The following is a 14720-nucleotide window of genomic DNA, read 5'->3' on the forward strand; positions in this document are numbered from 1 at the left end:
AATTTAAAAGTTTAATCTATACTCATATTACTTGTTAAAAGAATTGCTGGTTTATGTTAATATCTTCTGTTTAATTTTCAAAGACCATGTCATCTTTCGGCGTTTCTTGCTTGCCCTTGATGACGATATTTATGATACCATATCTACATAGTATTATTTATGTTAATCAATCCAAATTATCCATTTAAGATTAAAATGCTATATTTTTCTTTGTTTTTCTATAAAAATCATATTATGATACGCTAGGTTAGGTTTAACATTATAAATTTGTCTTAAAGTATTATTTTCAATACTAATGCCATGAAATTTTAAGAGTTTTAAAAAAAGTTATAGATTATAACTCAACTAATACACTCCATATAAATAAAAAAAAGTCATAGAAACACACTTAGAAATTCTTTTACTAATGTGTTTCTATAACTTTATTAATTATTATTTATTATTTTTACAAACTAAAATATATCTATGAGCTAAGCTCTCTATATACCCCTTTTTATTTAATTCTTTATTCATATCACATAGAATATCAAAACATTTATCTACTGAAAAACCTTGAAATTCCCATACTATTATTTTAGCATAATAAACAAATGCTCCAATATCCTTAAATCTAAAGTAAGGAAAATATTCATCACTATAAATAACATCTAAATGATTATTATCAGCATCAATTAATATTTTCTCTAAATTTTTTACTTTATGATTATTATTTTTCATACCTAATAACTTAGATAGCCTTTCATTATTTAAACTACCAACTTGTTGAGTTATAAGCATTCCATTTGGTTTTAATATTCTTTTTATTTCCTTTATATTATAAGAAGCTTGTCTATTTATAATAATATCAAATGTATTATCTCCAAATGGTAATTTTTCATCATCAAAAGTTTGATTTACATCAATACCCAAAGGACTTAACTTCTCTCTGCAGAATTTTACATTTGGTTCCCACATCTCTGTAACTGAAGTATTTTTATAAGGATGGTTTAATGATAGCAAAAATTCTCCACTCCCAGTGCCAATATCAAGCAACTTATGATTAGGTTCTAAATACTTTAATATTATATCTCTATAACTCCAAGGTAACTCTTCGCATTCCCATCTATTCTCTAAATGTGAAAAATCCCATCCCTTAAAGCTCATTTTCTCTTCATTTTTCCATCTACTTTTTAATTCATCATAATTCATAACTGATCCTCATTTCATAAAAATTAATTTAATAAATTTGGTGCAGTTATTCTGATAGTATATAAATTTATCTTGGTACAACCTACTACCAGTTCTTAAAACTGCACCAAGTATTTAATTCGATTATTTTTCACCCTGAGAATTCACCCGCTTCCATCTTTTGTTATATTATACCATTAAATTTCATGTAAATAAATTTAATATTACTTTGATAAAATACTCACTCTTTTCAATACATATTTTAATTAACCTTTATTATCTCTTTTAATTTTATTTTAAAAAAAGCAATTAAAAATATCCATGCAATAATAGTATAAATTATTGATCTGAGCCCTATATATTTATAAAACGAAAAAACTAATGCTACACTAATTAAAGATGGAGTAGATTCAATTAAATATTTATACCTAATTCTATATTTTTATTTTCTATTGCACACCTATTTAATAATTCACATAAAAATAAGGGTTACAGGAATACTGTAACCCTTGGGTATTGGTGCACCTAGCAAGATTCGAACTCGCGACCTGTGGATTCGAAGTCCATCGCTCTATCCAGCTGAGCTATAGATGCATATATTAACTTTTATACTTATATAAAAAAAAGATAACCAAATTGGTTATCTTTTGAATGGAGCGGGTACCGGGAATCGAACCCGGGTATCCAGCTTGGAAGGCTGGTGTTCTACCATTGAACTACACCCGCATATGGAGCGGAAGACGAGACTCGAACTCGCAACTTTCACCTTGGCAAGGTGACACTCTACCATTGAGTCACTCCCGCATAAATGCTTGAATAAATTTAATTGGTGCAGATGAAGGGAGTCGAACCCCCACGCCTAAGGCGCTAGATCCTAAGTCTAGTGCGTCTGCCAATTCCGCCACATCTGCAATTAAATTTGGTGATCTGCCAGGGAATCGAACCCTGGACACCGTGATTAAAAGTCACGTGCTCTACCGACTGAGCTAGCAAATCACATTTGGCTGGGATAGCAGGATTCGAACCTGCGAATGACGGAGTCAAAGTCCGTTGCCTTACCGCTTGGCGATATCCCAATAAATAGTGGGGTGAGCGACGAGACTCGAACTCGCGACACCCAGAGCCACAATCTGGTGCTCTACCAACTGAACTACGCCCACCACATGGTGTACCTTAAGGGATTCGAACCCCTGACCCACGGCTTAGAAGGCCGTTGCTCTATCCAGCTGAGCTAAAGATACACATTGTAAATTTTGAAATGATTTTAAACATTTATGGAGCGGGTACCGGGAATCGAACCCGGGTATCCAGCTTGGAAGGCTGGTGTTCTACCATTGAACTACACCCGCATAATGGTCGGGGTGACAGGGATCGAACCTGCGACCTCATGGTCCCAAACCACGCGCGCTCCCATCTGCGCCACACCCCGAAGTGTGGTGTACCTTAAGGGATTCGAACCCCTGACCCACGGCTTAGAAGGCCGTTGCTCTATCCAGCTGAGCTAAAGATACACAGTACATTTATTATTTTAAATGTTTTAAAATGTTTTGTCAAGTACTTTTACTTAACATTTTAAACATTTTGTGGAGCGGGTACCGGGAATCGAACCCGGGTATCCAGCTTGGAAGGCTGGTGTTCTACCATTGAACTACACCCGCATATGGAGCGGAAGACGGGACTCGAACCCGCAACTTTCACCTTGGCAAGGTGACACTCTACCATTGAGTCACTCCCGCATAATGAAATGCTTAAAATTTAAATTTAATTGGTGCAGATGAAGGGAGTCGAACCCCCACGCCTAAGGCGCTAGATCCTAAGTCTAGTGCGTCTGCCAATTCCGCCACATCTGCAAATTAAATTTGGTGATCTGCCAGGGAATCGAACCCTGGACACCGTGATTAAAAGTCACGTGCTCTACCGACTGAGCTAGCAAATCAAATTGAAAATTAATTAAAATGGTGATCTGCCAGGGAATCGAACCCTGGACACCGTGATTAAAAGTCACGTGCTCTACCGACTGAGCTAGCAAATCACATTTTGGCTGGGATAGCAGGATTCGAACCTGCGAATGACGGAGTCAAAGTCCGTTGCCTTACCGCTTGGCGATATCCCAATATGGGGTGAGCGACGAGACTCGAACTCGCGACACCCAGAGCCACAATCTGGTGCTCTACCAACTGAACTACGCCCACCATATGGTGTACCTTAAGGGATTCGAACCCCTGACCCACGGCTTAGAAGGCCGTTGCTCTATCCAGCTGAGCTAAAGATACACATTAAAAACAAAATCTATTTTAATTAATTTGAAATGTTTTGTCAAGAACTTTTTTAAGTTACTTTTGAAACATTTTGTGGAGCGGGTACCGGGAATCGAACCCGGGTATCCAGCTTGGAAGGCTGGTGTTCTACCATTGAACTACACCCGCATAATGGTCGGGGTGACAGGGATCGAACCTGCGACCTCATGGTCCCAAACCACGCGCGCTCCCATCTGCGCCACACCCCGAAGAGTTTGTTTCACCGCCGCTCTCTCGCGACGACAATAGTTATTCTACAGTATAGTTCTTATTATGTCAACACTTTTTTTAAACTTTTTTTCAAGTTTTTTATCGAATCCTATCAAAACCGCATTATATCTAGGTTTACCATTCAAAAAAAGTGCCAATATATTATGAATACCTTGTTAAAAAAGTAGTATTTTTTATATATCGACACTATTTTTTTTAATTATATTTTATTAAATAGAGAAAAAGCTCACTTTAATATCATCATAATCTATATCCATAAACGCTATACTTGCTTCCCCGTCCTTAGGTATAGATGGACTGCCAGGATTAATAATCCAAAGGCCACCTTCTTGAATAGCTATCTTTCTATGAGTATGCCCAAATATAACTCCATCTACTCCTAGTTCCATTCCTCTATAGAATATTCTATCTAATCCATACTTAACTGCATATTTATGTCCATGTGTAATTAGAAACTTCTTTCCCTCTATTTCTATTACTTGTTCTACTTCACCATTTTTCTCATAATCACAGTTCCCTACAACAGCATATACTTTTCCTTCAAAATCTTTACTCAAAATCTTTACATCATTTATACTATCTCCTAAATGTATTAATACATCAGAATCATGTAATAAAGTTTTTATATATTCAATAACATTTGTAACTCCATGTGTATCACTTACTATAGCTACACGCATATATACTCCTCCTATTTAAGTAAGTCTTCTAATTCTTCTTTTAGTTTTTCTAAAGCTCTTCCTCTATGACTTATTGCATTTTTATCTTCTGAACTCATCTCAGCAAAAGTCTTTTTATATTCTGGTACATAGAATAAAGGGTCATATCCAAAGTCAGTATCTTTACCTACTCTATCAACTATCACTCCATAGCTTTTTCCTTCTGCTACTATTTTTTCTCCTTTATCTGTAACTGCTACTATTACACAAATAAAGTTTGCTTTTCTATCCTCTTCATTTACATCCTTTAATACCTCTAATAACTTTTCATTATTTTTAGCATCATTCCCATGATCTCCTGCATATCTAGCTGAATATATTCCTGGTGCTCCATTTAAACAATCAACTTCTAATCCTGAATCATCAGCCATAACAATAAAGTTATCTTCGCCTTTATTAAGAAGATACTTTCTTATTTCATTAGCTTTTTTAAATGAATTTTCTTCAAATGTATTACCATCTTCATCAACGTCTATATTTATTCCTGCTTCTTTTAAAGATAATATTTCAAAATTAAAACCTTTAAGCATCTCTTTTATTTCTTTTATTTTGTGTGCATTATTACTTGCTAATATAAATTTTTTCATTATTCTTCATCTCTCCCTGTTCCAATCCATAAAGAATCAGTTTTTAAAGCATCCTTTTGAGCCTGTATCATTTGCTTTGCACCCTTTTCAGCAAGAGTTAATAATTCATCAAGTTCTTTTCTTGAAAAAGGGCCACCTTCTCCAGTCCCTTGAATTTCTATGAATTCATCCTCTTCAGTCATAACTACATTCATATCAACCTTTGCAATATGATCCTCTTCATAACATAAATCTAATACTTTTTCATCTCCTACAATACCAACACTTACCGCACTTACAAAATGTCTTATTGGATAAACATTAAATGGCTTTCTTTTGTGAAGTTTATTTACAGCATCAACTAATGCTACAAAGGAGCCAGTTATAGAAGTTGTTCTTGTTCCTCCATCAGCTTGTATAACATCACAGTCAATCCATATAGTTTTTTCTCCCAATGCCTTCATATCTACAGCTGCTCTTAAAGCTCTGCCTATTAATCTTTGAATCTCCATAGTTCTTCCATCTATTTTAAGTTTATTTATATCTCTTTGCTTTCTACTTTGTGTACTTCTTGGAAGCATATTATATTCTGCTGTTATCCATCCTTCTCCTGTACCCTTTAGGAAAGGTGGCACTTTATCTTCTATAGATGCAGTACATAAGACCTTAGTATCTCCAACTTCTATAAATACAGATCCCTCTGCATATTTTGTAAAATCTCTAGTTATTTTTACAGGTCTTACTTGCTCTTTTTTTCTAACACTACTTCTCATTTAATATCTCCTTACCTCACTTCATGTTTCAAACACTAATTATAAGAATAGTATATTGGTTATTTTATCCTTTATCAATATTTCTACCTTATAAAATCTCCTATAAACCACCCTATTATCTAAAAGTATTATGTACTCACCAGGTAATATTTATAATATAAATTCATATTAATATATATAAGAATTAATTTTATGAGGTGAATTATTTGAAGTATATAGGTTCATTCTTTAGAATAAATTCTCTTTCAAAAGAAGAGATAGAATATCAATTATTATTTCTAGCTAAAGAATCAGTAAATCATTTAGTACTGGAATCTAGATGTGGAATATCAACAAATTACAAAACCCTCAAAGAAAATTTTAAAAAAGATGAAATATCATTCTTTAAAAATAATACTCCTTTGATTTGTATGTATAAAAAAGCTAAACCTAATATATACTCATCAAAATATTCTAAAACATGGGATGATACTACATTTAGAAAAGATATTCCTATAAGTTCTAATGCTCTAATGACATTATCACTACTTAGACTTTGCTCATATTATGAAAGCTTTAAAGGAAGCGATAAAGCCTTATATAAAAGAGCAGCTTTTTATAAAAATTTAAGCAAACTTCAACTTGAATTTTATTATAATTATTTAAGAAACAATGAGGGTTTCTTTATAAACAAAAAAAACGAAGACTCTTCTAATAAATCAGACTTCAAGTTAACAGAAAAAGAAGAGCCAGTTTCTTATTCCGACCAAGCATACATGATGCTAGCTTATTATATGTATAGTTATATGGTTCCTGATGATGAAGATAGCAAGGTTTTTAGAGACTTCTCTCTTCAAATATTAAATATGTTTACTAATTTTAAAGAGGAGCTTTATTCCCTATCAATAGAAGAATGTTGTAATATAAATTATTGCTTGAACAGAATGCTATCTTATTCTAATAATAAAGAATGTCGAGACCTTGTTTTAGATTTATCTGATTTTATACTTTGCAAATACTATGAATCTAGCAAAACATTTTCCGACTTAGAATCAACAACACTATTATCAATGAATATGTACTTAAGCTATAAAAATACAAACATAATTATTTTTAAAGATGCATACTTAGACTTAATTGAATTATTCACAAATATGTTTAGTGATAGCAAAGGCGTAATAATTAAAGGCGCTGAAAAGAAAGAATATAAATATTCTAATGTAGAAATTTCTTTCTATCTACTTAACTTACTGTTATCTTTCGATATAGATAATGAGGATATTGATAAAAGAGAAGCCTTAATTAATAAAGTTTATAAAAACTATATTATAAACTCTGGAATAGTTACAAGTTTTCCAGAGGCTCCAAATTTAGATTCATATGAACGCTATAGAAATTTCTCATTAAAATCAGATGATCTTATAGATGAATCAATTTTTAGAATGCCTACTTCAAGTAGTCCAGAACTTACTGGCCTCGCTCCTATATTCATAAAAAATATAAAGTATTCTAAAAAGAAATCTTCCTTTACTTCAAGCAAGACTACATTTGATAGCACAAAAAATATGCTAATCTTCTTTACTATAATAGATAACTTCATAGATAGATATGTTGACTATATAGCTAATGAACCTGATGAAAATTTAGTTCCTCTTCCTATAGATCAACTAGAAACAATAGAAAACTTATCAGATCCAACTTCTCTTATTCCAAAGCCTGATAGTGCTACACCTATAGTTCCGCCAGATGCAAATAAAATTGAAAATAAAATCCTTGATAGTCCTTTAATTCCTGAAGTCACTGCACCAGTTATAAATACTCTACAAACAAGAGAAGTTATAGACTCTGAAGAAATTAATACTATAGAAGTAAACTCCAATGATGAAAATTTAGATGATAAAATAAAAAATATTTTAGATTCAACTGAGCTATAAATATATAAAAGGGGATATAAGTAATCATCAAACTATTTCATATCTTAGATATATGATTACTTTCATCCCCAACAAATTTAATAGCTACTATATTTCAATATTAAATTACCATTTCCATCTATATATGTATAATTAACTCTATCTGATTTGCACCATAAATCATTTTTTAAATATATACTCATAGCTACCTTACTTTGTACAGTTTCATTCTTATCTGTAGTTTCATTCTTATCTGTAGTTTCATCTTCATTCTTATTATCGCTATTTAAAGTTTCAGTGCTTCCCTCATTTTTTTCGCTTTTAAAAAAAGAATCTATACTTTTTTTATCTGCATCAATTAATGCTATATCAAAATCTTCTGATTCTAATATTTCTTTAAAATCATCTTTATAAATTTTAATCGTACTTTTAACATTATATTCTTCTAATTCTTCTTTTAATTCATTAGCAAAGACTTTATTCTCTTCATTATCATTTATAACAATTTTTAAGACACCTTTACTTTCTAAAATCTCATTAAACCCCTCTTGCACCTTTTTCTTATAGTTGTGGTCTATATCCCCACTCAACTTCTCCTCATTTTTATCTTGAAATATATTCCCTATATTATTTCTATTTAATACTTCAACATATGCACTTCCTAAATTGTTTTTAATTATATTACTTTCATTAATCCAATTCTTCAAAAGAATATGCATACTATCTTTTATATTTTCATTCATCACCATAATATTTACTATGTCATTTCTATACACACTTGTATCCTTATATAATCCAAATTCATCCGAATTAATAGCTGGAGGATTTCTAAGTATGTCTACCTTATTTAAGTTAAAGGCTGCAAGTTCCATTTCATCTCCTTCTTTTTCCTTCAATAGTATTTCCTCTATTTCTACTTCAATATCACTATATGGATTGTAGGTTAATTTTATAAAGCCATCTTCTGTAACTTCTTCTATAATATAAGGGCCAGTATATGATATTTTGTTGAATTCTAATTTATAGTTATCAAGTGGATCATTTAAATTTCTCAATCTATATACTGGCTTTGATAATTTTTCTAATAATTCATCATCTTTATTATTCATTCTTATAGTGATTGTATATTTATCTGGTGTGTTTATAGCAACCTTACTAAAATCATGTTTTCCTTCTCTATATTCTTTAACTCCATAAATAGTATTAAGTTCATCACTTGTATATGAATCGTTATCTGGACTTAGTAAATCTCTAAAAAACATTTGAAAACTTTCCGCAGTTATTTCTTCTCCATTACTCCACTTAATGTTTTCTTTTATTTTAAAAGTATACTCTAGTCCATCTTCACTAAGTTTCCAAGCCTTAGCTAAATCTGGAATAGGTTCTCCTTCTTCATTTAATTCAACTAATCCAGAAAATATAGAGCATATTAAATCTTCTTCCTCTTTGCTTAAAATATCACTTGAACTTATTGTATCTGGAATATCATCTATGGCATAAACTAAACTTTCTTCTTTCTCAAATGTAACAGTAGAAGTTGGAGCTATTTCTAAATAACTTTTTAAAACCCCCATACCTAATGTAATTATTAAAATTATAAATAAAAACAACTTCTTCATCCTTTAATCTCCTTCAATAATCTTTTACCATTTAGATTATTGACACTTGTCTTAAAAGAAATACATCTTAATAGAAAGATTTAAAACTTAGTCTATCATAAGATATATGCTCATGCCTTTTATTTTTTATCCACCTCTGACTAGCAATGAATTTTTTTCCATCAAATATTTTTATATGATTTGCAAAGTTATCAATGTATGTTTTGTGGTAAACATCCTCTTGGAATACCCCCGTAGTAATATAGAATCCCTTATTAGCCTCTCTATGCGCTACCATATGACTAAATTTTTCATAATCATATAATGTAACAGCCAATATTTTATGAAACATTATTAAGGTCTTTTTCTTCCCTTTGTTTATTTCAATTAAAAATTCATGATTATTATTTTTTATAATCTCATATTCTAAATTTTCTTTATGACATTCCCTTAAAATAATTTCACTTACCTTTTTAATTGGTATTTTTCTGAACTTCATAAGCGATTTTTCTATCTTTTTTGAATTTAATAAACCGTAAAAGGACTTTAACATACTTTTTCTCCTTAATAATTGCTTACTAAAGTATATGTTTTAATGTAATAATTATTTAACACTATTTTTTCTATCTAATATGGTATAATTTATTTATTATTCTAGGTGGAGGTAAAGTTAAATGACTTTAGCAGTTCAAGTTATTGCTATACTTTTCATGCTTACAATGATGTTCCTTGGAATTTGGAGCTTCGTAATAGCTAATAAAGCATATAGACAAATTAAATACAAAAATTATTTACTTGAAAAAATAGCACATAACATATCTTTAATAAGAAATAAGGAAAAGATATTTAATAATTTAACTGATATTGATGATGACACTGTTTCTTATTCTGATATAAAAGACAACTTATTAGACGATTTTGTAGAACCTTTAGATGAGGATCTTTTTGAGGAAGTTCAAGATGAAGATATTTTTGAAAACATTCAAGTTGAAGATTCACCAAAAACATACAAAAAATAAAAGTCATGTGATTTAAATTCACATGACTTTTATTTTTGGCTCTGTTTTAAGTGAGTGTTAATTTTATATTTAGAAAAAAATATCTATATCATATTTTCAAATTCTTCTTCACTTAATATTGTAACTCCTAAAGATTTAGCTTTATCATATTTTGAACCTGCTGCTTCTCCAGCTATTACAAAGTCAGTTTTCTTACTTACACTTCCTGAAACTTTAGCACCTAATGATTCTAATTTTTCCTTTATTGAAGTTCTTGAATAATTTTGTAGAGTACCAGTTACAACTACTGTTTTACCCATAAATGTGCTTTCAACTACTTCTTTTTTCTCATAGTGAGGATTTACACCTACTGCTAATAATTCATTTATAACTTTTAATGCTCTCTCTTCTTTAAAGAACTCCATTATACTTCTTGCAACTATATCTCCTACATCTTGAACAGAAACTAACTCTTCAAAAGTAGCTTTTTCTAGATTTTCTAAACTTTCAAATCTCTTAACTAAGTCTTTAGCAGTCTTAACTCCTACATTAGGAATGCCTAGTGAATATAAGAATGCTTCTAGAGTACAATCTTTACTCTTTTCTATAGCATCTAAAAGATTTTGAGCCTTCTTAGGTCCAAACTTCTCTAAATCTAATAATTTTTCATACTCTAATCTATAAAGATCTGAAATATCTCTTATATCTAACTTTTCAAATAATTGCTCAGCAGTTCTTTCTGAGAATCCAGCTATATTCATAGCCTCTCTACCTGCAAAGTGAACTATAGTTTTTACCATTTGAGGCTTACATCCTAGAGTATTTTCACAATATATGTGAACTCCTTCATGAACTAAGTGAGCACCGCATGCAGGACAAACTGTTGGTTCTTCTATCTCTTGCGATCCTTCTAAGCTATCTGGCACAACACCCATAATTTCTGGAATAACATCATTACTTCTTCTTACGAATACTTCTGCTCCTAATCTTACTCCTTTTCTGGCTATATCGTCCATATTATTTAATGTAGCTCTTTTAACTGTAACCCCAGCTAATTCAACTGGTTCTAAGATAGCAGTTGGAGAAACTCTTCCACTTCTTCCAACATTCCATTCAACATCTAATAGCTTAGTTGTTGCTTCCTGTGCTTCAAATTTATAAGCTATAGCCCATTTAGGGAACTTAACAGTATATCCTAAAAGTTCTCTAGTTCTTATATCATCAATAGCTATAACTAATCCATCTATATCATAGTTTAAATCAAATCTAATGTCTCTTATATAGTCAATTTCTTTTTGAATCTCATCTAAAGTAGTACATTCTCTAATGTAATCATCCATTGGGAATCCCTTAACTTTTATGAATTCTAGCATTTCCATATAAGTTTTAAATGGAACTCCTTCTTTATATCCAATATCATAGAAGAAAGCTGACAGATTTCTCTTAGCAGTCTCAGCTACATTTAAGTTTCTTAAAGCCCCTGCTGCTCCATTCCTTAAGTTTTTAAGTGGAGTATCTGCTTCAGCATTATACTTTTCAAATGCCTCTGTAGTCATAATAGCTTCTCCATGAATCTCTAAGAAATCATGACAATCTATTTTTAGAGGTAGCGCCTTTATAGTCTTAACCTGAGCAGTAACATCTTCTCCTATTGCTCCAGTTCCTCTTGTTGCTCCTGTAACTAATATTCCATTCTCATCATAAGAAAGGTTTATTGTTAATCCATCAAACTTTTTAGTTAATATATATTTCAATGGAGGTAATTCATCTTCATTAGTTCTATTAAATTCTTCTATAAACTTAATATTTCTATTATGCCACTCTCTTATTTCTTCTAAGCTTTGAGCCTTATCCAAACTCCAAAGTCTAGCCTTATGAGTATATTTCTTGAATTCAGGTAAAACAACATCGCCAACTCTTTGAGTAGGTGAATAAGGTAACTTATATCCTATTTCTTTTTCTAAATCTACTAATTCATAATATTTCTTATCATAGTCTTTATCTGTAACTGAAGAATTCCCTAAAACATAGTATTCATAAGCATATTTATTTAACTCTTCAACTAATTCTTCTATTCTTTGTTTTTTGTTATCCATATATATCTACTCCTCATACAAAATTAAAGAAGTTCTAAAGGTGCAAAGCTAAACATTAAGTGTTTAACCCCTTGACTATCAAAGGCAATAGTAAGCTTATAGTCATCTCCAACTTTACTCTTAGTTATTATTGTTCCACTACCAAACTTAGGATGCTTAACCTTTCTTCCCATAGTTAATTCATCTGGACTTACTTTTCCGCCACCCTTCTCATTTAAAGCCTTCTTTAAAATACTAGTGGCTTGTGATGTACTCATGTGACTTCTCATTCCATGCGGGTTGTAAGTTCTTCTTGTCTCACTATTAGAATGATTTTTGAAGGCATTTGTTGAACTTATCCCATTAACATTTACATAGTCTTTTATATGAGCTGGAATTTCTGATATAAAGTCTGATTGAGCATAGGCTACAGTTTTACCAAATACCATTCTAGTTTCTGCTGAAGTCATATATAATTTTTCCTCTGCTCTAGTTATTCCAACATAGCAAAGTCTTCTAGCCTCTTCCATTTGGTCCTCTTTATCAAAGCAAGCTGCACTTGGGAATATACCATTTTCCATACCAACTAAGAATACTACTGGGAACTCAAGTCCTTTTGAACTATGAACAGTCATAAGCATAACGTAATTATCCTCATTCTCCATGTTATCCATATCTTGAACAAGAGCAACCTTCTCTAAGTAAGCTGATAATGATTTATCTTCCTCTTCTTTATTCTTTTCAAATTCAACAGCATCAGAAACTAATTCCTCTAAGTTTTCTATTCTACTTTGATCTTCTATTAACTTAGAATCTTTTAGTGCCTTTAAATATCCTGTTTTCTCTAAAACATACTCTATTAATTGTGATACAGATAATTGCTCTGACATCATCATGATTTCTTCCATCATATCTGTAAACTTCTTAATAGGATTTATACTTCTTGCTGTTAACCCTGGTACGTAATCTACATCTAATAATGCATTATATAATGTATCCTCAGTTTCATTAGCATGGTTTTGTAATTTTTCTACTGTTGCATCACCAATACTTCTCTTAGGAACATTTATTATTCTTCTTAAACTTATAGCATCCTTAGGATTAACTAATATTTTTAAATATGAAAGAATATCTTTTATCTCTTTTCTATCATAGAACTTTAATCCCCCAAATATTCTATATGGAATACCTGCTCTTCTTAAAGCTTCCTCAAAGTTACGTGACTGTGCATTTGTTCTGTAAAGAATAGCAAAGTCTTTATAATTATATCCTTTATCATCCTTTAATTTCTCTATCTCTGAAATTATAAATGATGACTCCATCTTATCTGAATAAGCTCTATGGATACTTATTTTTTCTCCTTCAACTTGCTCAGTTCTTAAAACCTTGAATTTTCTTTCTGTATTATTTTTAATTACTTTGTTAGCAGCCTCTAGTATATTTCCTTTTGATCTATAGTTTTGCTCAAGTTTAACAACCTTAGCATCTGGATAATCTTTCTCAAAGTCTAAGATATTTCTTATGTCAGCTCCTCTCCAAGCATAAATACACTGGTCATCATCACCAACAACACAAATATTTTTATACTTAGCTGCAAGAAGTTTAGCAAACTCATATTGAGCCTTATTCGTATCTTGATACTCATCTATCATTATGTATTTAAATTTATTTTGATAGAACTCTAAAACATCAGTATGCTTTCTAAATAACTCTACAGTCTTAACAATTAAATCATCAAAATCTAAGGCATTATTTTCTTTTAATTTCTTTTGATATAAAACATAAGCATCAGCTATTTTATTTCTTCTAAAATGCTCTTGGTTTTCTTTCTTAAAACTTGCTGCACTTTGCAAGTTATCTTTCGCTTTTCCTATAGTTCCTAATATCTCTTGATCAGTTATTTCTTTATCATTAATATTAAGTTCTTTCATGACAATCTTTATTAATGTTTTCTGATCTGATGAATCATATATAGTAAAATCCTTGTTATATCCAAGCTTATCTATTTCTCTTCTTAAAATTCTTACACAAGATGAGTGGAATGTAGATATCCACATATTATTAGCTTCTTCTCCAACTAGAGATTTAACTCTTTCCTTCATCTCTCCAGCAGCCTTATTAGTAAATGTTATGGCTAATATATTGTAAGGTTTTATGTCTTTTTCTATCATATACGCTATTCTATGAGTCAGTACTCTTGTTTTTCCTGAACCAGCTCCTGCTAGTATAAGCACTTGACCATCAATTGTAGTTGCTGCTTCATATTGTTCCTTATTAAGCAAGCTCTTTAAATCCATTGGATCACTCCTCTTCTTATAAATGAAACTAAATTTTATTATACCATATAAGTTTATATATTATATTTTAAACAAAGATATTTTAATTTTAAATAACCTAAACAAAA

General features: G+C 30.9%; 10 protein-coding genes, 21 tRNA genes and 1 rRNA gene (1 of these 32 only partly in view). 2 read left to right on the plus strand and 30 right to left on the minus strand.

What is annotated here, in order from left to right:
* The 26 genes from ACQZHJ_RS15410 to rph all read right to left on the minus strand — a co-directional run.
* Window positions 1–6 (minus strand): 16S ribosomal RNA (locus tag ACQZHJ_RS15410); it reaches 1509 nt to the left of the window's first position.
* A gap of 426 nt (window positions 7–432) precedes the next feature.
* Complete coding sequence (locus ACQZHJ_RS15415) at window positions 433–1188, minus strand: class I SAM-dependent methyltransferase (protein ID WP_430486415.1); 756 nt, start codon at window positions 1186–1188, stop codon at window positions 433–435.
* A gap of 496 nt (window positions 1189–1684) precedes the next feature.
* A tRNA-Arg gene (locus tag ACQZHJ_RS15420) sits at window positions 1685–1761 on the minus strand.
* Between the two features lie 58 nt (window positions 1762–1819).
* Window positions 1820–1893 (minus strand) — tRNA-Gly (locus ACQZHJ_RS15425).
* Window positions 1894–1896: 3 nt separating this feature from the next.
* Window positions 1897–1971, minus strand: a tRNA-Gly gene (locus ACQZHJ_RS15430).
* A 23-nt stretch (window positions 1972–1994) separates the two neighbouring features.
* A tRNA-Leu gene (locus ACQZHJ_RS15435) sits at window positions 1995–2078 on the minus strand.
* Between the two features lie 9 nt (window positions 2079–2087).
* A tRNA-Lys gene (locus tag ACQZHJ_RS15440) sits at window positions 2088–2163 on the minus strand.
* A 5-nt stretch (window positions 2164–2168) separates the two neighbouring features.
* Window positions 2169–2243: transfer RNA gene (locus ACQZHJ_RS15445), tRNA-Gln, on the minus strand.
* A gap of 8 nt (window positions 2244–2251) precedes the next feature.
* Window positions 2252–2327, minus strand: a tRNA-His gene (locus tag ACQZHJ_RS15450).
* A 4-nt stretch (window positions 2328–2331) separates the two neighbouring features.
* Window positions 2332–2408: transfer RNA gene (locus ACQZHJ_RS15455), tRNA-Arg, on the minus strand.
* Between the two features lie 34 nt (window positions 2409–2442).
* Window positions 2443–2516, minus strand: a tRNA-Gly gene (locus ACQZHJ_RS15460).
* 4 nt (window positions 2517–2520) lie between these two features.
* Window positions 2521–2596, minus strand: a tRNA-Pro gene (locus tag ACQZHJ_RS15465).
* Between the two features lie 5 nt (window positions 2597–2601).
* A tRNA-Arg gene (locus ACQZHJ_RS15470) sits at window positions 2602–2678 on the minus strand.
* A 73-nt stretch (window positions 2679–2751) separates the two neighbouring features.
* Window positions 2752–2825 (minus strand) — tRNA-Gly (locus ACQZHJ_RS15475).
* 3 nt (window positions 2826–2828) lie between these two features.
* Window positions 2829–2903, minus strand: a tRNA-Gly gene (locus ACQZHJ_RS15480).
* Window positions 2904–2933: 30 nt separating this feature from the next.
* Window positions 2934–3017 (minus strand) — tRNA-Leu (locus ACQZHJ_RS15485).
* Window positions 3018–3027: 10 nt separating this feature from the next.
* A tRNA-Lys gene (locus ACQZHJ_RS15490) sits at window positions 3028–3103 on the minus strand.
* 20 nt (window positions 3104–3123) lie between these two features.
* Window positions 3124–3199 (minus strand) — tRNA-Lys (locus ACQZHJ_RS15495).
* 6 nt (window positions 3200–3205) lie between these two features.
* Window positions 3206–3280 (minus strand) — tRNA-Gln (locus tag ACQZHJ_RS15500).
* Between the two features lie 3 nt (window positions 3281–3283).
* Window positions 3284–3359: transfer RNA gene (locus ACQZHJ_RS15505), tRNA-His, on the minus strand.
* A 4-nt stretch (window positions 3360–3363) separates the two neighbouring features.
* Window positions 3364–3440, minus strand: a tRNA-Arg gene (locus ACQZHJ_RS15510).
* Between the two features lie 79 nt (window positions 3441–3519).
* A tRNA-Gly gene (locus ACQZHJ_RS15515) sits at window positions 3520–3593 on the minus strand.
* A gap of 4 nt (window positions 3594–3597) precedes the next feature.
* Window positions 3598–3673 (minus strand) — tRNA-Pro (locus ACQZHJ_RS15520).
* Between the two features lie 231 nt (window positions 3674–3904).
* Window positions 3905–4375 carry a metallophosphoesterase gene (locus tag ACQZHJ_RS15525; protein WP_430486416.1) on the minus strand — a complete coding sequence of 157 codons (471 nt, stop codon included), beginning with the start codon at window positions 4373–4375 and terminating at the stop codon, window positions 3905–3907.
* Between the two features lie 11 nt (window positions 4376–4386).
* Window positions 4387–5001, minus strand: coding sequence for an XTP/dITP diphosphatase (locus ACQZHJ_RS15530; protein ID WP_430486417.1), 615 nt, complete (start codon window positions 4999–5001; stop codon window positions 4387–4389).
* Window positions 5001–5753, minus strand: coding sequence for a ribonuclease PH (rph, locus tag ACQZHJ_RS15535; protein ID WP_430486418.1), 753 nt, complete (start codon window positions 5751–5753; stop codon window positions 5001–5003). The genes ACQZHJ_RS15530 and rph overlap by 1 nt, the downstream gene beginning before the upstream one ends.
* A gap of 197 nt (window positions 5754–5950) precedes the next feature.
* Here rph and ACQZHJ_RS15540 point away from each other — a divergent pair, with 197 nt between their 5' ends.
* Window positions 5951–7666, plus strand: coding sequence for a hypothetical protein (locus tag ACQZHJ_RS15540; RefSeq protein WP_430486419.1), 1716 nt, complete (start codon window positions 5951–5953; stop codon window positions 7664–7666).
* 77 nt (window positions 7667–7743) lie between these two features.
* Here ACQZHJ_RS15540 and ACQZHJ_RS15545 read toward each other — a convergent pair whose 3' ends face one another.
* Window positions 7744–9264 carry an ABC transporter substrate-binding protein gene (locus ACQZHJ_RS15545; RefSeq protein ID WP_430486420.1) on the minus strand — a complete coding sequence of 507 codons (1521 nt, stop codon included), beginning with the start codon at window positions 9262–9264 and terminating at the stop codon, window positions 7744–7746.
* 67 nt (window positions 9265–9331) lie between these two features.
* Complete coding sequence (locus ACQZHJ_RS15550; protein WP_430486421.1) at window positions 9332–9796, minus strand: hypothetical protein; 465 nt, start codon at window positions 9794–9796, stop codon at window positions 9332–9334.
* 121 nt (window positions 9797–9917) lie between these two features.
* On the opposite strand from ACQZHJ_RS15550, the gene ACQZHJ_RS15555 reads away from it, so the two are divergent.
* Window positions 9918–10262, plus strand: a complete 345-nt coding sequence (locus ACQZHJ_RS15555; protein ID WP_430486422.1) for a hypothetical protein — start codon at window positions 9918–9920, stop codon at window positions 10260–10262.
* An 83-nt stretch (window positions 10263–10345) separates the two neighbouring features.
* Here the strand turns inward: ACQZHJ_RS15555 and ligA are convergent, their stop codons facing one another.
* Together ligA and pcrA are read right to left on the minus strand one after the other, a co-directional pair.
* Window positions 10346–12337: an NAD-dependent DNA ligase LigA gene (gene ligA, locus ACQZHJ_RS15560; RefSeq protein WP_430486423.1), complete on the minus strand. Its 1992-nt coding sequence runs from the start codon at window positions 12335–12337 to the stop codon at window positions 10346–10348.
* A gap of 23 nt (window positions 12338–12360) precedes the next feature.
* Window positions 12361–14613: a DNA helicase PcrA gene (pcrA, locus tag ACQZHJ_RS15565; RefSeq protein ID WP_430486424.1), complete on the minus strand. Its 2253-nt coding sequence runs from the start codon at window positions 14611–14613 to the stop codon at window positions 12361–12363.
* Between the last annotated feature and the right edge of the window lie 107 nt (window positions 14614–14720).

This window comes from Clostridium sp. B9 (assembly GCF_050509515.1).
Taxonomy (GTDB): domain Bacteria; phylum Bacillota; class Clostridia; order Clostridiales; family Clostridiaceae; genus Sarcina.

Excerpts from the sequence above, each read along its gene's own strand:
- pcrA (WP_430486424.1), bottom strand. The coding sequence starts at position 14,613 with ATGGATTTAAAGAGCTTGCTTAATAAGGAACAATATGAAGCAGCAACT.
- ACQZHJ_RS15555 (WP_430486422.1), top strand. The coding sequence starts at position 9,918 with ATGACTTTAGCAGTTCAAGTTATTGCTATACTTTTCATGCTTACAATG.
- ACQZHJ_RS15415 (WP_430486415.1), bottom strand. The coding sequence starts at position 1,188 with ATGAATTATGATGAATTAAAAAGTAGATGGAAAAATGAAGAGAAAATG.
- rph (WP_430486418.1), bottom strand. The coding sequence starts at position 5,753 with ATGAGAAGTAGTGTTAGAAAAAAAGAGCAAGTAAGACCTGTAAAAATA.
- ACQZHJ_RS15525 (WP_430486416.1), bottom strand. The coding sequence starts at position 4,375 with ATGCGTGTAGCTATAGTAAGTGATACACATGGAGTTACAAATGTTATT.
- ACQZHJ_RS15545 (WP_430486420.1), bottom strand. The coding sequence starts at position 9,264 with ATGAAGAAGTTGTTTTTATTTATAATTTTAATAATTACATTAGGTATG.
- ACQZHJ_RS15530 (WP_430486417.1), bottom strand. The coding sequence starts at position 5,001 with ATGAAAAAATTTATATTAGCAAGTAATAATGCACACAAAATAAAAGAA.
- ligA (WP_430486423.1), bottom strand. The coding sequence starts at position 12,337 with ATGGATAACAAAAAACAAAGAATAGAAGAATTAGTTGAAGAGTTAAAT.
- ACQZHJ_RS15550 (WP_430486421.1), bottom strand. The coding sequence starts at position 9,796 with ATGTTAAAGTCCTTTTACGGTTTATTAAATTCAAAAAAGATAGAAAAA.